This window comes from Actinophytocola sp., assembly GCF_009379765.1.
Lineage (GTDB): Bacteria > Actinomycetota > Actinomycetes > Mycobacteriales > Pseudonocardiaceae > Actinophytocola.
On the sequence record NZ_WHTD01000014.1, the window covers coordinates 20,785 to 41,914 of the forward strand.

A 21,130-nucleotide genomic window follows, 5' to 3' on the forward strand; every position below is an offset into this window, starting at 1 on the left:
TAGCACGGGGTCAGCGACACGACCGAGCACCCGGTCAACTCCCGCGCAAGACCGAAAGGACCTCGTCCGGATCGACCTCGGGATCCAGTTGCCATATCGTGCGTGCGGCACGCAGTTTGGTGACGAGTTTGTTCAGCAGCGCAGTCTCTTGTTCGGCCGGGCACCCCTGCCGGACCTGCTTTGCGTACCGAAGCGAGTCGACCACCGCGGACTTGACCCGCTCGTGTCGCAGATAGGTGTCCAGGTCGGCACGCCAGCCGTCGGCCGCCGCTTCCGGTTCGGCTTCCGCCCACCCGGCGAGCAGCCGGCTCAGTTCGTCGGACTGGTAGGCCATCTTGTGCACGTGCGCGGCGAGGTCGTAGACCGGGTCGCCGAACAACGCGAGCTCCCAATCGATGAAGACGACGCCCCGCTCCGTTACGATCATGTTCTTCCGATGCACGTCCGCGTGGATAAGCCGGAATCGGCGTTCGGACAGGCTCGACCAACCTGCGACAGCAGCCGCGAACGGGTCCTCGGGAAATCCTAGATCGCGGAACAGTCGGGCGGAGTTCGTGCGGTGACGGCGATACACCGCCTCGGTGACGTCGGAAAGTCGGCTTGCGAAGCAAGAGCTGTCACCGTCGGACGGCCAACCGGGTGGTAATTCTGGCAAGTCCTCCACCGGAACTCTTCGGAGTTCGACGAACAGATTGATGACATCGCCAATGAGGTAATCCGGCACGGGTTTCCCGCGCGGAGCGATTCTGTCCAGTACCGGTCCGGCCACAAAGTCGTGCACCTGGAAGACCGGCTTCGTCGAATTCCAACGCAACCGTGGCGCGGCGGACACAAAAGGCGCTAACGCTCGCAACACTTCAAACTCGGGCCAAATACGCAGATCCATCACATCGGCACCCGGCGCCGGAATCCGCACGTTGACCGGACCGTAACTGGTATCGACACGCACGTTGTAGTTGTAGTACCCGGCCGATCGTGACATTGCCGCGCCCGCCTGGTCGTGGAGCCCGGTCGCGTCCACCCCGACCAGCCGACCCAACACCACATCCATCCCGATCGATGGCGCGCGCCTCGTCGTGGGCAACTGGATCCTCTCGCGGGCTCGCGACGCGGCGGCCCGAACCGTCGGGTCCGGCGCGCCGACAAGCTCGAGCAGCCGCTCCGCGGTCACCACCAAGGTCGGGTACACCGCGACGGTCTCGAGTTCGGTCACCGCCCAGCGTGCGCTGCGTCCGGCGTCGTCGAGCCGCCCACGTCGCGCGTGCGCCGCGGCGCGAAACAGCTCCGCTCGAGCCCGGCCGGACCGGTAACCGGCCCGATCCAGGACGTCCACCGCGGCATCCAGCGCGTGATCCGCACGTTCGAGGTCATCGAGCATGAGATGTGCGATGCCCAACGCCGTGTAGGCCTTGCCGCATTCGTGTAGCGCACCGAGTTCGTGCTGTGCCTCGATCGCGGCGCCCGCGGCGGGAATCGCGGCGACCGGGTCGACCAGCGCGAGCAACTCCGCTCGGTTGGTGCGCACGTTGGCGGCGCCGACCACGCTGTCGGCGAGCCGATAGTGGTTCTCCGCCGCATCGAGGTGTCGCGCGGACTCGGTGAAGTCGAACGCGAACCGGTAGGACAGGCTCAGCAGGCGAGAGACATCACCACGGAACTCGTGGTCGTCGGCGGGGCAGCTGTCGAGCAGTTCACCGGCCAGTACTGCCGCGTCGGCGAACCGGCCCTGACACATGTCAAGATCGGCCGCCCACAGCCCGGCCTGCAGCCGAGACGCACCACAGCCGCGCTCCCACACCTCGCGGCAGATCGACAGCGCCGATTCGGTTCGGCCGAGCATCCTCCGTGCGTTCGCCGCGGCCACCGCGAGCCGCGCGGGCACGGGTGCGGACAGGTCGGCCGACGGCGGGCCGGCTAGCGCTTCGGCGCGCTCGGGATCGCCGCGCAGCAACGCCTCCTCCACCTCGAGATAGCGCACCAGCTCCACGATGGCGTCGGTGCGCGCGTCCTCAGGCGCGGCGCGGAGGTACTCGCGCAGGTCGGCCAGCACGCCGTCGATGCCCTGCTTGCCGCCGAAGGTGGTGATTCGGTCCACGTAGTCGAGCAGGTCGGCCGCGACCAGGTCGTCGTCGTGCAGCCGGTGCCACGCCGCCTCGCGAAGTGCGACCACGCGGCTGGCCCCACGCCCTGATCCGCGCTCGGCGCGCTGGTCCCAGAGGGTCCGCATGATGCGGTGCAAGCTCGTGGTCACCGCAGGCGTCAACCGGCGTCGTAGCGCCTGCACCATCAACTGGTGCAGGCGCACCCCGTCGCCGGCCGACTGGACGAACGAGTAACCCGTCAGCGACTCCCAGGCCAGCGGATGGCCGGGCAGGTCGAAGGCTTCGGCCACCGTCGCGAATATCTCGAAATCAAACACTCGTGGCGTGCTCAGCAGTTCGAGCAGGCGGACCTCGTAGGGATCGACGTGCTTGAGGAAGCGCTCGAGCAAGGCCTCGGGAGCAACCGCATGGTGCAGCCGCGCCCCATCGGTCTGGGCGTCGACCGCGAGGTGCAGGTAGAAGGGCACCCCGGCACTGGACGCCGCGATCGCCCGGAGCTCCGCGAGATCGGTGACGCCCGAGGCGGTGAGCAGCTCGTGCCGGGCGCCCATCGGCAAGTCGTCCACGGCGACCGGGTGCAGCCGCACCGCCCACTCCGGATCATGCTGTGGCCAGCCGGGCGGCTCCCGGCCGGCCATGACGACCAGCCCGGAATCGAGCTGACCGACCAGGTCGCGCAACCAGCCGTCCGCCCCGGCCGGGTTGCCGCCGCGCCCGAACCCACCGAACAACGCCTCGTAGGCGTCGACGAAAACCACATACGGTGCGGAGCCGGCGACGGCCTCCCGAAGGTCTGTCGAGAACAGGTACCCGACCGCGTCGAACAGCTCCTCCAGCGTCAGCTCGTCGAGCACCTGGAGCGTTTCGTCCCGCCGGATCCACTGGCGCCGGCGATATTTGGTCGCGCCGGCTTCGATGAGCTTCGCGGCCGTGCCGAATACCGGGACACCGGAGGCGTCGTTCAGCACCTCGGTAAGAATCTCGCTGTGCTCGGCGAAAGCCAGGCGCGAGATCGGCAGGTGCGGGTTGAGTCGCTGCCACAGCACCGCGTACGCGATGTCGAAGCGATGGAACTTGATCTTCTTTCGGCCGAGCTGTGAGCGCAGGATCGCGAGCGCGTGCTCGGGTTGGCGTGATGCGGGGACCTGTAGATCAAGCAGTGCGGTCGGGTGCTCCTCCTCGACCCGGCCTCGCAGTTCGGTGAGCAGTCGCGACTTGCCGATGCCCCCGATACCGGTGAGCACCATGACCTGTGGCTGGCCGGAGGCGGTGCGCAGTGCCGTGTCGAACGTCGCGAGGATCTCCTCACGATCGACGAACGGGCGGCGTACCGCACCGGGACGAAAGCGGGGTCCAATCGGCATTGTGCGTGATCCTCGTTCCGGTCAGGAAAGGCCGTCCGGGGCTATTCTGCCGGAAGTAATGTCAAGGCCCAGGCGATACGTGACCACGTCGACCGCCGGCCGCGGGATGGTGACCAGTGCCGGAGCCGCTCCACGAGCAGGTCAGGCAGGCGCTTGGGCCGGGAGGCCAAGCTCACGCGCAGCCGTAGTGAGCTCGCGGTCGTAGGTGACGAACCCGGTCAGGTCTGATCGGAAAGGTTCGGCGGTGGCCAGGTGTATGGCGTCGAGCGAGCCGAGCCTCGGTGTTCGGTACGCCCTGGCGCGAGCCAGGACGGTGCTGCTCAGGTCGGCGAGGTACACGCCGCGCACCGCCTGGCCGACCAGGTAGGGCACCCGTTCGTGGTCGACGGTGGCGCGGATCAGGGTGCGGGTGATCTCCAGCTCGGCCAGCTCACTGGTGACCAGCTCGGTGTCCTCAGGCAGCTGTCGACGCCAGGTACGCAGTGTCTCGGTCTCCGGTTCGCGCTTGATGAACTTCAGCAAGGCACCCGAGTCGAGGTAGATCACCGGTTGCGGTCCCGGTCCCGGTCCGCGACCAGGAGCTCCGACAGGCTTTCGGTATCCGGTGCGAGGTCATCGACGATGTCCGGCATTCCCGACTCGGCCGGGGGGCGCACCTCGCCGTTGGCGACCATGCTGTGGAGCGTGTCCTCGGCTCGCGGCTCGGGCACCATGCGCAGCACGGGCCTACCCCGGTCGGTCACGACGATGGAGGCACCGGCCCGGACGCGGGCCACCGCCTTGGAGGGGTTCTGGTTGAGCTCTCGCAGGCCGATCGTCTCCACATCCACCAATGTACCTACGAATTGTAGGTAGGAACCGTGGGAGTTGCCGGCCGCTCATCCAGGAGTGCCGATGCGCGGCCCGCCGGGCGGGCGGACCGGCAAGCCGGAGCTGTGGTCGCTGCTGTCGATCATCGCGCGCGATCGACGAAGCCACCGGCTCGCGGTTACGTTCCGTGCGGCTAGCCTGTCGGTAGCCGATCACACCGGGGACCCGCTGACATGGACGTTTTCCAGGTACACGAGCACCTGATCGATGACTACCGAGAGTTCACCTCGGGCTTCACCGAGATCCGCGATCCGGAAATTCGGCAGCACGTCGATCGCCGGCTCCGCGACGGCGACCAGTGGCCCGACCCGTACCTGTCATTGAACCCCAATTTCGCGTCCGGCGGTTCGGTTTCCGAACTGGTCACGCAGGGCCTCCTGCACCCGGACTCCGAGCGGATCTTCCGGGTCGGCAAGGACGAGCCCGGCATGACCGGCCATCCGCTCAGCCTGCACCAGCACCAGCGGGCGGCGATCGAGATCGCGCGTGGTGGCGCGAGCTACGTGCTCACCACCGGAACCGGTTCTGGCAAGAGCCTCAGCTACATCGTGCCCATCGTGGACAGCGTCCTGCGGCAGCGTGCGGCCGGAACCTATCGGCCAGGCGTCAAGGCGATCATCGTGTACCCGATGAACGCGCTGGCCAACAGCCAACGCAACGAGCTGGAGAAGTTTCTCAAGAACGGAATGGCTCCCGAGGAAGAGCTGGTCACTTTCCGCCGCTACACCGGGCAGGACCGGGAATCCGAGCGCGCGGAAATTCTCGAAAACCCACCGGACATCATTCTCACCAACTACGTCATGCTCGAGCTCGTCCTCACTCGTCCGGACGAGCGCGAACGGCTGATTACCGCCGCCGGCGACCTGCGATTCCTGGTGCTGGACGAGTTGCACACTTATCGCGGCCGTTCCGGGGCCGATGTCGGAATGCTGGTTCGGCGGCTCCGGGACGCGTGCGCCGCGACCGACCTCCAATGCGTCGGGACCTCGGCGACCATGACCACCGAAGGGTCCGAGCGGGATCGCCGGGCCGCGGTCGCCTCGGTCGCGAGCGACCTGTTCGGCACCTCGGTGTCGGCGGCGAACGTCATCGGTGAGACCTTGGAACGCGCTACCGAGGGTGACCCGGACGACGTCGCGGGACTCCGCCGGGGCATCGAGGACGACGTGGGGATCGACGACTACGCGCGGTTCGCCGGCGACCCCTTGGCCGCGTGGGTGGAGCGACGGTTCGGCATCGTCGAGTCCGACGGCAGGCTGGTACGGCCACCGATGCCGTCCACCGTTCGTGATGCCGCGCGGGTGCTCGCGGACAACACCGGGCTCACCGTCGACGCCTGCGCGGCCGGGGTCGCGCGGACGTTGCAGCGCGGTGCGCAGATCATCGACCCGCGCACCCGCCGTCCGGTGTTCGCCTTCCGCCTGCACCAGTTCCTGTCCAAAGGGGACAACGTCTACCTCAGCCCGGAACCCCCGTCGACCCGGTACGTGACCAGCCGGTACCAGGCGGTGGTGCCGGAGCCGGACCGCGCCGACGCCATCCTGTTGCCCGCCGCGTTCTGCCGCGAGTGCGGTCAGGAGTACCTCGTGGTGCAGCGGATCGACGACGACGGCTACGACCGCTTCGTGTCCCGCGCCGACGGCGAGGGTCGCGGTGGCGCTCCCGGATACCTGTTCACCAGCGAGGACGTGCCGTGGCCGGCGGACGTGCATGTCGCGATCAGCGAGCAGCGGCTGCCGGAGTCGTGGCTGGTCACCGACGACCACGGCAACACCTCCATCGCGCCGCGCCGCCGCGACCGCCTGCCCGAGCGGGTCCACCTCGACCGCGCCGGCAAGTTGACCGAGCGCGGCGCCGGCACCGAGTTCGCGTTCATCGAGGGCGCCTTCGCGTTCTGCCTGCGCTGCCGGGTGTCCTACGAGCAGCTGCGCAGCAGTGACTTCGGCAAGCTGGCCTCGCTGTCCGCGGAAGGTCGCAGCTCGGCCGCGTCGGTGATCAGCGCGAGCGTCGTGCGCAGCCTCCGAGGGCAACCCGACCTGCCGCCGGATGCCCGCAAGCTGCTCGCGTTCGCCGACAACCGGCAGGACGCCAGCTTGCAGGCCGGTCACTTCAACGACTTCATCCAGGTCAGCCAGCTGCGGGGCGCGCTGTACCGGGCGGTGGGCGCGGCGCCGGACGGGCTGACCCACGAGGTGATCGAGCAGCGGGTCACCGACGCGCTCGGGCTGTCCATTCCGGACTTCGCACAGAACAAGACCGCGCGGTTCAGCGTCGAGCGGCGTGCGTGGGAGGCGCTGCGCAGGGTGGTCGGCTACCGGATCTACCAGGACCTGGAGCGGGGTTGGCGGATCACCATGCCGAACCTCGAACAGGCCGGCCTGCTCCGCATCGACTACACCGACCTGCCGGACATCGCGGCCGAGGCGTCACTCTGGGACGGCCGGCATCCGGTGCTCCGCGACGACGACGCCGAGCACCGCCGCGAGCTGATGCGCATCCTGCTCGACGAGCTGCGCCGGGTGCTGGCCGTCGAGGTCGACTGCTTCGATCCCATCGGCTTCGAGCAGCTCCGCAAGCTGTCCGGCCAGCACCTCGACGAGCCGTGGGCGCTGTCCGACCGGGAGAGCGAGCCGCGCACCGGCAAGGCGTTCGCCCGCCCGGGCGGCCGGGGCACCCGCCGCGACCACCTCTTCCTCAGCGGCTACGGCGCCTACGGCCGCTACCTGCTGCGGTCCACCACTTTCCCCGCCCTGCCCGGAAAGCTCGGCCGGGACGACGCGCAGAAGATCATCGCGGACCTGCTGGGCGTGCTCGCCGAGTGCGGGCTGCTCGCGGTCAGCCGGACCAACGAGGCCGACGGTGCGCCTGGGTACCAGCTCAAGGCGTCGGCCATCATCTGGCGGGCCGGCGACGGGAAGTCCGGCGCCGACGACCCGGTGCGCAAGGAGGTCGCCTCCGAGCACGGGCCGCGGGTCAACCCGTTCTTCCGGCGCCTCTACGCCGATGTGGCCGAGACGCTGGCCGGGATGCACGCCCGGGAGCACACCGCCCAGGTGTCCAACGAGAACCGGATCGAGCGTGAGGACAAGTTCCGGCGTGGCGAGCTGCCGGTGCTGTTCTGCTCGCCCACGATGGAGCTCGGCATCGACATCGCGAGCCTGAACGCCGTGGGGCTGCGCAACGTTCCGCCGACGCCGGCCAACTACGCGCAGCGGGCGGGCCGCGCCGGCCGGTCGGGTCAGCCGGCGCTGGTGGTCACCTACTGCGCCACCGGCAACGCGCACGACCAGTACTACTTCCGCAACCGGGACCAGATGGTCGGCGGCTCCGTCGCGCCGCCCCGGCTGGACCTCACCAACGAGGACCTGCTGCGCTCGCACGTGCACGCGATCTGGCTCGCCGAGACCGGCGCCCGGCTGGACCGCTCGCTGGCGAAGGTCGTGGACACCGGCCGGCCCACGCTGGTGATCGCGGCACGGGTGCGCAAGGAGATCAGCTCCGTGGCGGCCCGCGACCGGGCGATGCGCCACGCCGGGTTCGTCCTGTCCGGGCTGGCCGACGACCTGGACGGCACCTCCTGGTGGCACCCGGACTGGATCGAGCGTGTCGTCACCGACGCCGAGCTGGAGTTCGACCGGGCGCTCGAGCGCTGGCGGGAGCTGTTCCGGTCCGCGGTGCGCGAGCAGGAGAAGCAGAACAAGATCATCCTCGATCACTCGAGCAGCCCGAAGTCCCGGGACGAGGCGACCCGCCGGCGGCGGGAGGCGGAGAACCAGCTGCGCCTGCTGCGGCTGGACGACAGCGAGGAGTACCAGACCGACTTCTACTCCTACCGGTACCTCGCGGCCGAGGGGTTCCTGCCCGGCTACTCCTTCCCGCGGCTGCCGCTTCGGGCCTACGTGCCGGGCCGGCGCGGGATCGGCGGGGACGCCGAGTTCATCCAGCGACCACGGTTCATCGCGATCAGCGAGTTCGGTCCCGGCGCGCTCGTCTACCACGCACCCGGGACTGGCTGCGCGCGGTCTACGGCAGCGACGGCCTCGGCTTCGGCCTCCTGGAGGAGCTGCGTGGCGGGATGACCGTCGAGGACAAGCAGTTCAAGGTCAGCCACCGCTGGCAGCACCTGCCGGTGCACTGGCTGCCGTGGGGCACCGACCTGGACCACCGCACGAAGGGCGTGGTGGGCGCGGCGGACGCGGCCCCGCAGTCGATGGTGCAGGAGCTGCTGAACCGCACCGACGAGCACCTGTTCGCGATGGTGTCGAACGGGCAGCGGCTCCGGCTGCTGCGTGACTCCCGCTCGCTGGCCGGTTCGGCGTACGTGGAGTTCGACCTGGAGCTGATCTTCGACGAGGGCCTGTTCCCGGACTTCCTGCTGCTGTTCCGGCTGTTGCACGCCTCCCGGTTCGAGGCCCGGTCGAGCGAGTCACCCGCGTCGTGCTGGCTGGAGACCTGGCGCACCACGGCGATCCAGCAGGGCGAGCGGGCGTTGGAGCGGCTGCGCGGCGGCGTCGAGCAGGCGATCAACACGCTCGGCACCGGCTTCGCCCGCCACCCGGCGAACGGCGAGCTGAACCGCCGGCTGGCCGGCGGCGAGCTACGCGCCGAGGACTACAAACGGTCGGTGCTGCGACTGGTGTACCGACTGCTGTTCTGGTTCGTCGCCGAGGACCGCGACGTGCTGCTCGACCCGGACGCGACGCCGGCCGTCCGCAAGCGCTACGACACGTACTTCTCCTCGCGCCGGCTGCGCGACCGGGCCCGGCGCACCAGCACCGACCACCACGAGGACCTGTGGGAGTCGGTGCGCCTGGTGTTCGTCGGCCTCGGACTGGAGCAGGGACGCCCGGAGCTGGGCGTGCCGGGAATCGGCGGCATCTTCGAACGCATCACCCGCGACGGCGAGACATTGCTCGAACCGAGCCGCCCGAGCGAGTTCGACCAGCCGCTGGAAGGCATGCGGCTGACCAACGAGGCGCTGCTGACGGCGGTGCGCCACCTGGCCATCGTGGACAGTGCGGGGCAGCGCCGGCAGGTGGACTTCCTGAACCTGGACTCGGAGGAGCTGGGCAGCGTCTACGAGTCGCTGCTGGAACTGCATCCGGACTACGACCCGGCCGAGCAGCTGTTCGCGCTGAACGCCGCGGCCGGCAACGAGCGCAAGACCACCGGCTCGTACTACACCCCGTCGTCGTTGACCGAGGCGCTGCTGGACAGTGCCCTCGACCCGGTTCTGGACGACGCGGTCCGCGGCATCGAGGACGCGAACGCGCGGGAAGCGGCGCTGCTGAACGTGACGGTGTGCGACCCGGCCTGCGGCTCGGGGCACTTCCTGGTGGCCGCCGCGCGCCGGATCGCCCGCCGGGTGGCCCAGCTGCGCAGTGGCGAGAACGAGCCGTCACCGAGCCAGGTGCGTACCGCGATGCGCGAGGTGGTGAGCCGCTGCATCTACGGCGTGGTACATCAACGAGACCGCGGCCGAGCTGGCCAAGGTGTCGCTGTGGCTGGAGGCGGTGGAGCCGGGCCGGCCGCTGCCGTTCCTGGACGCCAACGTCCGCGTCGGCAACTCGCTGCTCGGCACCACCCCGGCGCTGATCGAGAAGGGTATCCCGAAGGAGGCGTTCAAGGCGCTGGTCGGCGACGACAAGGATGCCGCCCGGGTGATCGCCCGGCGCAACACCGAGCAGGGCGAAGGCCTCTTCGACCTGTTCGCCGCCGATGCCCCGCTCACCGACAACGCCGAGATCGCCACCGACACGGTCCGGCTGGTGCGCTCGAACCCCCGGAGCCTGGCCGACGTGTACGTGCAACGCACCCGCCTGCGCGGCATCGACGACGACCGGTTGGCCGCCAAGCGGGTCGCCGACGCCTGGTGCGCGGCGTTCGTGCAGCCCAAGACCAAGGACACGGCGCTGCACGCGGTCGTCCGGTCCACACTGGACTGGATCGCCGACGATCCCGACACGCTGGAACGCGCGCACGCCGCCGAGCTGGTCGACGGGCTGGCCAGGGACTACCGGTTCTTCCACTGGCACGTGGAGTTCCCGCACATCTTCGCGGTACCGGAGGACCGCGCCGGGGTGGACCGGGCGACCGGCTGGCGCGGCGGCTTCTCCTGCGTACTGGGCAACCCGCCATGGGAGCGGGTCAAGCTCCAGGAGCAGGAGTTCTTCGCCTCCCGGCGCCCGGACATCGCCGGTGCGAAGAACGCGTCGGCCCGCAAGAAGATGATCGCCGCGCTGGCCACGAGCGACGACGCGCTCGACACGTTGGTGCACAAGGAGTTCCGGGCCGAGCTGCGTCTGGCCGACGGGTGGAGCCACCTGCTGCGGGAGAGCGGCCGGTACCCGCTGACCGGTCGCGGTGACATCAACACCTACGCGGTGTTCGCCGAGACCGGCCGTACCATCCTCGCGCCGCGTGCCAGGGTCGGCATGGTGCTGCCTACCGGCATCGCCACCGACGCCACCACCCAGTACTTCTTCAAGGACCTGGTGCTGACTCGCACCCTCGCCTCGATCTACGACTTCGAGAACGAAGAAAAGGTATTTCCGGGAGTCGACCATCGGGTCAGGTTCTGCCTGTGGACCAGCTCCGGAAGAGCGACGCAGGTCGACGACATCAACCTCGCCTTCCGGGTCCGGCAGGCGAGTCAGATCCACGATCGCCGGTTCGTGCTGACACCGGAGGACATCACCCTGCTCAACCCGAACACCGGGACCTGCCCGGTGTTCGACTACAGGCGCAACGCCGAGATCACCCTGGCCATGTACCGGCACGTCGGCTCGGTGCTCTGGCGCGAGGACCCCGAGGACAACCCCTGGCAGCTCTCGTTCTTGCGCATGTTCGACATGGCGAACGACTCGGACCTGTTCCACGACCGCGAGTCCCTGGAGCAGGACGGCTGGACGCTGGCCGGCAACGTGTTCGAACGCGACAGCGAGCGAATGCTCCCGCTCTACGAGGCCAAGATGATCCACCTCTTCGACCACCGCCTCGGCACCTACGAAGGCCAGACCGAGGCCCAGGCGAGGATGGGCACCCTCCCGCGCCTGTCTCCCGAGCAGAAGGACGACCCGAACTACGCCGTCCTACCCCGCTACTGGGTAGCCGAGCCAGAGGTCGACGCCCGACTCGCCCGCCGGGCCTGGGACAAGGACTGGCTCCTCGGCTGGCGCGACATCTGCCGCAGCTCCGACGAGCGAACCGTTGTGAGTGCGGCGATCCCTCGCACAAGCGTCGGAGATAAGTTCTTGCTCGCATTGCCGCCAGAGGGTGGTGGTGCCCTACAGGCGAATCTGATCTCGATGGCATTCGACTTCTGTGCCCGCCAGAAGATGGTCGGGACGTCCTTGAAGTACTTTCTGCTAAAGCAGTTGCCCGTGATCGTGCCAAATCGATACGTGAAACCGTGTGGGTGGAGCGCGAGCGAGCTGTTGATGGATTGGATCATCCAGCGAGTGCTGGAACTGTCCCACACCACGCATCACATGGCGGGATTCGCGCGGGATCATGGGGATGATGGGCCGCCGTTTCGGTGGGATGAGGAGCGGCGGTTCTGGTTGCGGGCCGAGCTGGACGTGGCCTACTTCTGGCTCTACGGGGTGCCGCGCGACGACGTGGACTACATCATGGACACGTTCCGCGCTTTCCGGAACAACGACCCGGACCGGTTCGCTCGCACCAAGCGGGCGATCCTCGACATCTACGACGACCTGGCCAAGGCCATCGAGACCGGCGAGCCCTACCAGACCAGGCTCGACCCACCTCCCGGCCACGGCCCCCGCCACCCCGCGCGACCGAACGCTGGTGATCACGCATGACGGACGACGTCGTCCACGCCGCCCTGCTGTTGCGGACCTGCATGGAGGTTCTCCGCGAACACGCGGGGCCGGTCAGTGGCCGGGAGGTGATCGCCGAGGTCGCCTCGCGCCTGTCGCTCACCGACTACGAGCGTGAACCCATCGACGATTCCGGCCAGCCTCGCTGGGAGAACCATCTACGCTGGCGTACCGGGCACGCGGCGACCATCGGTTGGCTCACCAAGATCGACGGCTGGGCGATCACCGAGGCCGGGGAGTCCGCGCTCGACACCTTTCTCGGCGACGCGCTCTGGGGCGAGTTCACTCGCCGCTTCAACGAGTCGCGGCGCCAACGCAAGCAGGCCCAGCAGCGGCTTTCCGGCGCCGAGCAGCGCATCGCGCAGACCGTCGACCTGGTTGGGTCCGGCTTCTGGACCTCGCACGCCGACCTCGCTGAGCTCACGGGGGTGGACCCGGCCACCATCGCGCACTTTCTGGCGCAGGCCGGCCCTGTTGGATCGCACCGTGTGCTCCGGCCGGACGGCACGGTCCCGCCGGAGGGGCTTCAGCATTTCCGCTACCGCGGCGGGGACCTGTCCGCCAAGCTCGCCAGCGAGGGTGTCGAGTTCGACCAGCGGGGGCACGCCTCGCCGCGCCAGCGGGTGACTGCCGAAGCGCTGCGCGCTCAGCTGGTCGAGACCGATCCGGCCGACCAGACGCCGACCAGGCGGGCGTGGTTGGTGCGTGGGTCCTCTGTGGAGGGGTTGGACCTGGTGCACGTGTGGCTGCACAAGGGTTCGATCTCGCTGGCCGCGTCGGGTCTGCGGGCGATCAGCCCGCCGGTCGCCCGTGCCGAGCTGAAGTCCTTCGTGGAGGAGGACTACCAGCACAAGCCGTACTCGGCGCGCGAGGCGAAGATCGCCGAGTTCGACGCGTTCTGCAACCGGATGCGGGCCGGCGACCTGGTGCTCACCACCACCCAGGGCAAGGCCTACCTCGGCCGCGTCACCGGCGATGCCGAGTACGTCAGCTCGTCCGACCAGCGCTCCAACCTGCGCCGCACCGTGGACTGGTTGAACGACACCCGGCCCGTCGCGTTCAACCGGTTGCCCGACCCGCTGCCTGCCAAGCTGCACAACCAGTCCGACGTCGTGGACCTCACCGAGAACCTGGCCGCGATCGAGACGCTGCTGCGTGAGCTGGACGTCGAGGTGGACACGCCCACCCCGGCTCCACAGAAGGCACTGACGTTCGCCCCGATCGGCGCCGAGCTGGCCAACGAGCTGATGATCGACCCGGCCTGGTTGCAGCGGCAGGCGGACCTGCTCTGGCACCGCCGGCAGCTGATCCTCTACGGCCCGCCCGGCACCGGGAAGACGTTCCTCGCCCGCAAGATCGCCCAGCATCTCGCCGAGCCGAGCGCGGTCAAGCTCGTGCAGTTCCACCCGTCCTACACCTACGAGGACTTCTTCGAAGGTTTCCGGCCGGTCCAGCGCGACGACGGGCAGCTGGCGTTCGAACTGCGGCCCGGACCGTTCCGCGCGCTGGTGGACGACGCCCGCCAGCATCCGTCCGACCCGTACCTCCTGATCATCGACGAGATCAACCGGGCGAACCTCGCGAAGGTGTTCGGCGAGCTGTACTTCCTGCTGGAGTACCGGGACGACTCGATCAGCCTGCTGTACTCCACCGAGGCCGACTTCACGTTGCCGAAGAACGTGTTCGTCATCGGCACGATGAACACCACCGACCGGTCCATCGCCCTGGTCGACGCGGCCATGCGGCGCCGCTTCGCGTTCGTCGAGCTGCACCCCTCGCAGCCGCCGACCTCGGGCCTGCTGCGCGAGTGGCTGCGCCGCCGCACCGAGGCCGGCGAGGTCGCCCACCACGCCGACGCCGCCGACCTGCTCGACGCGCTCAACCGGGCCATCGACGACCGCGACCTCGCGGTCGGCCCGTCCTACCTGATGCACCGCTACGTCTACCAGCGCCCGGACGCGCTCGCCGAGGTCTGGGACACCTCGATCCTGCCGCTGCTGGAGGAGCACCACTACGGCAGCCCACGCGAGATCCTCGACCGCTACCGCCTCGACACCCTCCGCAAGTCCCTCGATGCCGGTTCGGATGAACCGTGACCTGCGAGGATGATGGGCGTACCGGACAGCCGACAACACGGGAGGTCGCATGCTGACCCGCCTCGAGGTGGACGGCTTCAAGAACCTGTTGGGACTGTCCATCGACTTCGGCGCGTTCACCTGCATCGCCGGCGAGAACGGCACCGGCAAGAGCAACGTGTTCGACGCGATCCAGTTCCTCAGCCTGCTCGCCGACCGCTCCCTCATCGAGTCCGCCCAGGAGGTCCGGGGCATCCACGGCGAGCGGCTCGGCGACCCGCGTGACCTGTTTTGGAACGGCCACTCCTGGCCGGAACGCAGGATGCGGTTCGCCGCCGAGATGATCGTGCCCGGCGAGGTCGAGGACGACTTTGGTCGAGCGGCCAAGGCCACCATCACCTTCCTGCGCTACGAGTTGGAGATCGGCTACGCCGCGCCAAGCGGGCTGGACAAGGTCGGCCGGCTCGTCCTACTGGAGGAGAACCTCCGGCATATCAAGCTCGGCGACGCTCCCGCCCACCTCCGCTTTCCGCACAGCACCAGCAAGTTTCGCAATGTCGTACTGCACGGCAAACGTAGCGGCACCGCCTTCATCTCGACCACCGTCGAGGACGGCCAGCCGATCGTTTCCATTCACCAGGACGGCGGCAGTCGCGGCCAGCCCAAGCGGGCGGCGGCCTCCCGCGCCCCCGCCACTGTGGTCAGCACGGTGACCAGCAACGACGATCCCACCATCCTCGCCGCCCGGCGCGAGATGCAGTCGTGGCGGCGGCTCGCGTTGGAACCGTCGGCCCTGCGCACGGCGGACCGGTACGTCGACGACCGCATGATGGACGTGAACGGTCGTCACCTGGCCGCCGCGCTGTTCCGGGTCGCCAACCGCGCGGGGTCCGAACCCGAGGCCGCGTACGCCCGGGTCGCCGGACGGCTGGCGGATCTGACGGGCATCCACGTTCGGGACCTTCGTGTCGACCAGAACGACGTCCGCGAGCTGCTGACCATCCAGCTGGTGGAGTCCAGTGGCCTCACCCTGCCGGCGCGCAGCCTGTCGGAGGGAACCCTGCGGTTCCTGGCGTTGTGCGTGTTGCTCGAAGACCCCTCGGTTACCGGGTTGATCTGCATGGAGGAACCGGAGAACGGCATTCATCCGGCCAACATGGACGCGATGGTCCAACTGGTCCAGGATCTCGCGGTCGACCCGCAGACCACGCCGGGCGACGACAACCCGTTCCGCCAGGTGGTGATCAACACCCATGCACCCGCGATCGTGCAGCTCGTCGACCCCGGCGACCTGCTGTTCGCCGACACCGCGATCCGCAAGGGGCCGGACGGCAACACCGCGCACGTGCTCCGTCTGCAGCCAATGGCGGACACCTGGCGTGCCAAGGGTCACTCGGCGGTGACCAGGGCGGACATCCTGCCGTACCTCACCACGCACCCAGGCGCCCAGCTCAGCCTGGGGGACACCGCGTGACCATCCGCGTCGTGTTCCTTCGCGAGGGCACCAGCGACAGCGGGATCGTGCCGCACATCGAGGCGATCGCCGCGGACCACGACCTCGATGTGACGGTCACCGATCCCGAACTGGACCGGCTGCCGAAGCCGCCTGGCCTCGCGGTCGAGGACAAGCTGCGGGCGGTGCTCGACATGGGTGGTGTGTACGACCTGATCGTGGTCCATCGCGACGCCGACAACCAGGGCGTCGCGGCCCGCGTCGACGAGATCGCCGCTGCGGTCTGTGCGGTGTCCGCTGAGGTGCCGCACGTGCCGGTTGTACCGGTCCGGATGACCGAGGCTTGGCTGCTCACAAGCGAGGACGAGCTGCGCCGAGTCGCGGGGAACCCGAAAGGCCGGATCTCCCTCGACCTGCCGCCGGTCGGCGCGCTCGAGCGAATCGCGGATCCGAAGGAACTGCTCAGGGACACGCTGGCCAAGGCGTCCGGGGTCTCTGGCCGGCGGCTCGACCAGGTCAGAAGGCGGTTCTCGCAGCACCGGCGACAGCTGTTGGAACGGTTGGACCGGTCCGGTTTGGTCACCCGGCTCTCGTCCTGGCAGCACTTCGTCACCGGGATCGAGAACGGTCTGAAGTCGGCCCGCGATGGCCGTCGTTGAGCTGGACGAGCTGGGGAGCTCCCAGCACGGGCTGACCGCCGAGCAGGGGCTTCGCCTCGCCCGGTCCGGGCTGGTCGCCGCGACGCCCTCGGCGCTCGTGCCGGGGCGGTGGGACGTCTCGGCCCGAGGCAGGGTCGGGGCCGCGCGGGTCGGTGACGTGGAGCTGTGGGTCCGGCCGAAGCTCGACATCGCGCGCCTGCTTTTCCTGCTGGGCTACGCCATCGACCCCAAGGGCTGGCGGGACGACGAGGTCGACCTGGCCACCGGCGACGAGCTGGTGCCGGCGGTCGCCAACGCGCTGTGCCGGTTGACCGAGCGGGCACTGCGGCGGGGACTCCTCCAGGGCTACCTCGAGGTCGAGGAGACCTCCTACGTGCTGCGCGGCCGGCTGCGCGAGAACGACCAGCTGCGCCGACACCACGGCCGGGTCATCCCGTTGGAGCTGCGGCACGACGACTTCACCGTGGACATCGCCGAGAACCGCATCCTGCTCGCCGCCATCACCCGGATGCTCACGGCACCGCGGCTGGACCGGCACTCCCGGCACCGGCTGACCGCGCTGCGCCCGCGCCTCGCCGACGTGACCACGCTGGTGCGCGGCGCCCGGCTGCCCGAGTGGCGGCCGAACCGGCTCAACGCCCGCTACCACACCGCGCTGCGGCTGGCCGAGATCGTCTGGCGGGCCACCTCGCCCGAGCACGCACCCGGTTCGGTGACCGCGACCGGGTTCCTGTTCGACCTGTCGAGGATCTTCGAGGACTTCGTCACCGTGGCGTTGGCGGAGTCCTTGCCCCTGCACGGAACCGGCGCGGCACATCGGCAGTTTCCGTGCACGTTGGACGAGTCGTCGGCGGTGTGGATGCGACCCGATCTGGTGTGGACGGTCGGTAACACGCCGGCCGCGGTGGTCGACGCCAAGTACAAGCGGGAGAAGCCGGACGGCTACCCGAACGCCGACCTGTACCAACTGCTCGCCTACTGCGTCGCGCTCGGCCTGCGGCGCGGGCATCTGGTGTACGCGGCAGGAGTCGGCGAGGGCAACGGCGAGCCGTCGCGGCACCTGGTGCGCCGCGCCGGGGTGGAGATCGTCTGCCACGCCCTGGACCTGACCGCCCCGCCGGCCACGTTGCTTCGCCAGGTCGACGAGCTGGCCAAGGAGCTCACCGAACGATAGGAGGAGACGTGCCGACACTGGGGATCGCGCGGGAGTTCCTGCGCGAGTTCGGGAGGCTCCAACGGACCGTGCAGGACCGCGTGTTCGAGACGTTCGCGAAGTTCGAGGAGGCCACGTTCGCGGGCGTCCACCTGGAGACCATCCGCAACGCGCGCGACCCTCGGCTGCGGTCGATCCGGATCGACCAGTCGTGGCGGGGCATCGTGCTCGCCCCAGAGTCCGGTGACTCCTACACGCTGCTCCGCGTGCTCAAACACGACGAGGCCTACCTCTGGGCACGGCGCCAGACCGCGAGCGTGAACCGCGCGACCGGGGCCGTCGAGCTGCGCGACGCGGTCGCCATCGAGGACACCCTGCCCGACCTCGCCGAGCAGGCAGCGTCCACATCGGACCGACTGCTCACCGAGGTGAGCGACGCCGACCTGCGCCGGCTCGGCATCGACGACCAGGTGCTCGCCTTCGCGCGCACCCTCACCACGACCGACCAGCTCGAAGCGGCCCACGCGATGCTGCCGGAGCCGCAGTACGACGCGTTGATCGGCCTCGCGGTCGGGCTGAGCCCGGAGGAGGTCTGGGCGGAGATCGCGGCGACCGTGCCCGACGACACCGAGCCCGGCGACATCGACCCCGACGACGTGACCGCCGCGCTCGCCCGCTCCACCAAGCAGGTCGTCCTGGTCAGCGGGCCGGACGAGCTGATGGAGGTCTTCAGCTACCCGTTCGACCTGTGGCGGGTCTACCTCCACCCGGTGCAGCACCGCGTCGCGTACGGGGACTTCTCCGGCCCGGTGCGGGTGACCGGCGGCCCGGGCACCGGTAAGACGGTAGCCGTGCTGCACCGGGCGAAGCACCTCGCCGAGAGGTCCACGGTGGACCGGTCGGTGCTGGTGACGACCTTCACCCGCACGCTCACCGGCTCGCTGGAGGTCCAGCTCCGCACCCTCGTCGAGGACGAGGACGTGTTGCGCCGCATCGACGTCCGGCACGTCGATCAGCTGGCGAACCAGGTGGTCACCGCCGAGCACGGCCGGATCGGCATCATGCGAGCCGAGGACCAGCGGGCGTTGTGGCGCGAGGTCATCGAGGAGACTGGCGTCGAGCTCACCGACGCCTTTCTCGCGCAGGAATGGCGGGACGTGGTGCTCGCCCACCAGGTCGACGACCTGGACGGGTACCTGGCCGCGCCGCGCCGAGGTCGCGGCCGGCCGCTCGGCCAGCGGCAGAAGGAGCGGGTCTGGGCGGCGGTCACCGCGTTCGTCGACGGGCTGCGCCGCCGGGACCGGTGGACCCACGAGACCGTGTGCGCGGAGGCCGCCCGGCTGCTGGCGGCGCGCACCCACAAGCCGTACCGGCACGTGGTGGTGGACGAGGGTCAGGACCTCGGCCCGTGGGGCTGGCGGCTGCTGCGCGCCGCGGTCCCCGAGGCACGCGACGACATGTTCGTCGCGGCCGACGCGCACCAGCGCATCTACGGTCACCGGATCTCGCTCAAGCAGGTCGGCGTGCGGATCACCGGCCGCTCCGAGCGGCTCACGCTGAACTACCGCACCACTGCGGAGATCCTCGGCTGGAGCATCGGCCTGTTGCACGGCCAGCCGGTCGACGACCTGAACGGAGACCTGGACACGCTCGCCGGCTGCCGGTCCGAGGTGCACGGGCAGCCGCCGTCGCTGCACGCGGCGGCCACCCGGCAGGAGGAGCTGGACGGGCTCGCCGGCGAGGTGCGCGCGTGGCTGGACGCGGGCGTCGAACCCGACCAGATCGGCATCGCGGCGCGTTCGTGGAGCCAGGTCGACGCGGCCGTCGGCGCGCTGACCGCGGCCGGTCTACCGGCCAAGTCCCTGGCGAGGTCCAGGCCGGAGAGCGGTCGCGTCGCGGTGGCCACCATGCACGCGATGAAGGGGCTGGAGTTCCGCTGCGTGGCGGTGGTCGGCCTCACCGAGCAGGCGGTGCCGCCACCACGCGCGGTCACCCCGGTCGAGGACGACCCGCTGAGCCACGAGCTCGACCTCCAGCAGGAACGCTGCCTGCTGTTCGTCGCGTGCACGAGGGCGCGGGAGACCCTGCGTCTGTCCTGGCACGGAACGGCGTCGTCGCTGCTGCCTAGCTCGTGACGTGGCGCAGCAGCGCGGTCAGGCCGGGGCGGGGGAGTTCCAGCATGGCGGTGTCCGGGTTCTTGCTGTCGCGTAAGGCGAACCGGTCAGCGGGCAGCAGCGCGGCCTCCACGCAGTTGCCGCCGCCGGTGCCGCCGCCGCCGGAGAAGCTGCTCCTGCGCCAGACGATGGTCATGGGAGTCCTCCCGGGGTTGTCCTACCCGCAAGTCTCCTCGGCAGCTTTGATGGCGTCCAGCGAATCGGCGGACGTCAATGCGCGACCGGTGAGGATGCCCCACATCTCCACCAGCTCCCGTACGTGCGCGCGGTCCTCGATGTACATCGCGCCACCTGGGCTCTCCGCATAGCCGAAGTCGGGGATCGGCTCGGGCAGGGTGAGGATCGAGAACGGACCCTGCACGGCAGGCGTCACGCCGATCGATGTCGGCAGCACCTGCAGCGTGATGTGCTCCGATTCGGCCGCGTCCACCAACTTGGCGAGCTGACCTCGCAGCACCGATGGCGTGCCGACCGGCCTGGTGAGAACCGATTCTTCGAGGATCACGTGGTACCGCAACGGTTTCGGCCGGTTCAGCACTCGCTGGCGGGCCATCCGGGCGAGCACCCGGCACTCAGCCACCTCGAAGTCCAGGCCGGGATTCACACCGTTGACCAGCGCCCGCGTGTAGTCCGGCGTCTGGAGCAGGCCGGGCACGACCAGCGTCTCCAGTTGGCGTACGGCGAGCAGGGTCGCCTCCACGTGCAGTAGCTGCTGGAAGTCCACCGGCAAGTCCTTGCGGATCGCCAGCCAGTAGCCGCGCTCACCGGCCCGTGCGGACAGGCCCATGAGCCACTCACGGGTGTTCGCGTCGGTCACCTCGTAGGCGTCGAGCAGCCGCTCCACGTCGAACGACTTCACCCCCTGTTGCCGGGTCTCGATCCGGCTGAGCTTCGACGTCGACCACTTGCCGCCGATCTTGGTCAGCCGCGCGACCACCTCCTCGATCGTCCAGCCGTGCTGTTCCCGCAGCTGACGTAGCGTCTCGGTGAGCTGCCACTGCCGCACCGTTGCGGTGACGACCCACTTGTTCTCCTCAGACACCCATGCCCCCGTTCAGGTGAAAAATGGGATTCCCACTTTCCATCCAAAGTCGTATGAACGATCGTAGCTTACGTCAGGTGATGGATCGAGCACGGGATGTGGCATGGGCGAGTTGGCAGCGATCTGCGGCGAGGAGGAGTTCGCCGAGTTGGTCGACGAGATGGTCAGCGACGAGGCGCCCCGGCTGTTCGCCGTGGTGGCGGAGGTTGGCGAGCGGTTGGACGGCGAGATCGCCGGGTGGGGCCTGGCGTTCGCGGACCACGCCGTGGTGATGTGCGACGGCGGGCGCTCGTGGTTCAACGTCCGCTCCCCGGAGCGCGCCTGCCGGCTGCTGAGCCACGCCCCCGACGTCAGCGCGCGGCTGGTCTGGGTCGACCTGCCCGCGGCGCGGTGACGG

Annotated in this window: 14 protein-coding genes and 1 pseudogene; 9 read left to right on the top strand and 6 right to left on the bottom strand. The window is 69.4% G+C overall.

The features are described 5' to 3' along the window. Nucleotides 1–34 precede the first annotated feature (34 nt). From GEV28_RS06325 to GEV28_RS06335, 3 genes are all read right to left on the bottom strand, one after another. Nucleotides 35–3,466: a phosphotransferase gene (locus tag GEV28_RS06325; protein ID WP_291409552.1), complete on the bottom strand. Its 3,432-nt coding sequence runs from the start codon at nucleotides 3,464–3,466 to the stop codon at nucleotides 35–37. 141 nt (nucleotides 3,467–3,607) lie between these two features. Further along, entirely contained in the window at nucleotides 3,608–4,012 is a 405-nt protein-coding gene (locus GEV28_RS06330) for a type II toxin-antitoxin system VapC family toxin (RefSeq protein WP_291409554.1), read from the bottom strand. Continuing rightward, nucleotides 4,009–4,290 carry a type II toxin-antitoxin system Phd/YefM family antitoxin gene (locus GEV28_RS06335; protein ID WP_291409556.1) on the bottom strand — a complete coding sequence of 94 codons (282 nt, stop codon included), beginning with the start codon at nucleotides 4,288–4,290 and terminating at the stop codon, nucleotides 4,009–4,011. Before GEV28_RS06335 ends, GEV28_RS06330 begins: the two co-directional genes overlap by 4 nt. 219 nt (nucleotides 4,291–4,509) lie before the next feature. On the opposite strand from GEV28_RS06335, the gene GEV28_RS06340 reads away from it, so the two are divergent. Further along, nucleotides 4,510–8,415 carry a DEAD/DEAH box helicase gene (locus GEV28_RS06340; protein WP_291409558.1) on the top strand — a complete coding sequence of 1,302 codons (3,906 nt, stop codon included), beginning with the start codon at nucleotides 4,510–4,512 and terminating at the stop codon, nucleotides 8,413–8,415. Between the two features lie 518 nt (nucleotides 8,416–8,933). On the opposite strand, the gene GEV28_RS06345 is transcribed toward GEV28_RS06340, so the two are convergent. Further along, nucleotides 8,934–9,437, bottom strand: coding sequence for a hypothetical protein (locus GEV28_RS06345; RefSeq protein WP_291409658.1), 504 nt, complete (start codon nucleotides 9,435–9,437; stop codon nucleotides 8,934–8,936). Here GEV28_RS06345 and GEV28_RS06350 point away from each other — a divergent pair. The 7 genes and pseudogenes from GEV28_RS06350 to GEV28_RS06380 form a co-directional block, all read left to right on the top strand. Then, nucleotides 9,372–9,641, top strand: a pseudogene (locus GEV28_RS06350) (hypothetical protein); the annotation flags it as partial. The gene GEV28_RS06345 and the pseudogene GEV28_RS06350 overlap by 66 nt on opposite strands. A gap of 187 nt (nucleotides 9,642–9,828) precedes the next feature. Continuing rightward, nucleotides 9,829–12,159, top strand: a complete 2,331-nt coding sequence (locus GEV28_RS06355; RefSeq protein WP_291409660.1) for a hypothetical protein — start codon at nucleotides 9,829–9,831, stop codon at nucleotides 12,157–12,159. Then, nucleotides 12,156–14,273, top strand: a complete 2,118-nt coding sequence (locus GEV28_RS06360; RefSeq protein WP_291409560.1) for an AAA family ATPase — start codon at nucleotides 12,156–12,158, stop codon at nucleotides 14,271–14,273. Before GEV28_RS06355 ends, GEV28_RS06360 begins: the two co-directional genes overlap by 4 nt. 49 nt (nucleotides 14,274–14,322) lie before the next feature. Continuing rightward, nucleotides 14,323–15,726: an AAA family ATPase gene (locus GEV28_RS06365; protein ID WP_291409562.1), complete on the top strand. Its 1,404-nt coding sequence runs from the start codon at nucleotides 14,323–14,325 to the stop codon at nucleotides 15,724–15,726. Next, entirely contained in the window at nucleotides 15,723–16,364 is a 642-nt protein-coding gene (locus tag GEV28_RS06370) for a hypothetical protein (RefSeq protein ID WP_291409564.1), read from the top strand. The genes GEV28_RS06365 and GEV28_RS06370 overlap by 4 nt, the downstream gene beginning before the upstream one ends. Further along, entirely contained in the window at nucleotides 16,351–17,538 is a 1,188-nt protein-coding gene (locus tag GEV28_RS06375) for a restriction endonuclease (RefSeq protein ID WP_291409566.1), read from the top strand. Before GEV28_RS06370 ends, GEV28_RS06375 begins: the two co-directional genes overlap by 14 nt. An 8-nt stretch (nucleotides 17,539–17,546) precedes the next feature. Next, complete coding sequence (locus GEV28_RS06380; protein WP_291409568.1) at nucleotides 17,547–19,652, top strand: UvrD-helicase domain-containing protein; 2,106 nt, start codon at nucleotides 17,547–17,549, stop codon at nucleotides 19,650–19,652. Here the strand turns inward: GEV28_RS06380 and GEV28_RS06385 are convergent. Continuing rightward, nucleotides 19,642–19,827 carry a DUF397 domain-containing protein gene (locus tag GEV28_RS06385; RefSeq protein WP_291409570.1) on the bottom strand — a complete coding sequence of 62 codons (186 nt, stop codon included), beginning with the start codon at nucleotides 19,825–19,827 and terminating at the stop codon, nucleotides 19,642–19,644. The genes GEV28_RS06380 and GEV28_RS06385 overlap by 11 nt on opposite strands. A 21-nt stretch (nucleotides 19,828–19,848) precedes the next feature. Next, nucleotides 19,849–20,733 carry a helix-turn-helix transcriptional regulator gene (locus tag GEV28_RS06390; RefSeq protein WP_291409572.1) on the bottom strand — a complete coding sequence of 295 codons (885 nt, stop codon included), beginning with the start codon at nucleotides 20,731–20,733 and terminating at the stop codon, nucleotides 19,849–19,851. 103 nt (nucleotides 20,734–20,836) lie between these two features. On the opposite strand from GEV28_RS06390, the gene GEV28_RS06395 reads away from it, so the two are divergent. Next, complete coding sequence (locus GEV28_RS06395; protein ID WP_291409574.1) at nucleotides 20,837–21,127, top strand: hypothetical protein; 291 nt, start codon at nucleotides 20,837–20,839, stop codon at nucleotides 21,125–21,127. The last annotated feature ends 3 nt before the right edge of the window (nucleotides 21,128–21,130 follow it).

What these genes read in the sequence shown, in the direction of transcription:
- GEV28_RS06345 (WP_291409658.1), bottom strand. Translation starts at nt 9,437, where the DNA reads ATGCAGTTCCAGCAGCGACTCGTAGACGCTGCCCAGCTCCTCCGAGTC.
- GEV28_RS06385 (WP_291409570.1), bottom strand. Translation starts at nt 19,827, where the DNA reads ATGACCATCGTCTGGCGCAGGAGCAGCTTCTCCGGCGGCGGCGGCACC.
- GEV28_RS06375 (WP_291409566.1), top strand. Translation starts at nt 16,351, where the DNA reads ATGGCCGTCGTTGAGCTGGACGAGCTGGGGAGCTCCCAGCACGGGCTG.
- GEV28_RS06395 (WP_291409574.1), top strand. Translation starts at nt 20,837, where the DNA reads ATGGGCGAGTTGGCAGCGATCTGCGGCGAGGAGGAGTTCGCCGAGTTG.
- GEV28_RS06325 (WP_291409552.1), bottom strand. Translation starts at nt 3,466, where the DNA reads ATGCCGATTGGACCCCGCTTTCGTCCCGGTGCGGTACGCCGCCCGTTC.
- GEV28_RS06365 (WP_291409562.1), top strand. Translation starts at nt 14,323, where the DNA reads ATGCTGACCCGCCTCGAGGTGGACGGCTTCAAGAACCTGTTGGGACTG.
- GEV28_RS06360 (WP_291409560.1), top strand. Translation starts at nt 12,156, where the DNA reads ATGACGGACGACGTCGTCCACGCCGCCCTGCTGTTGCGGACCTGCATG.
- GEV28_RS06340 (WP_291409558.1), top strand. Translation starts at nt 4,510, where the DNA reads ATGGACGTTTTCCAGGTACACGAGCACCTGATCGATGACTACCGAGAG.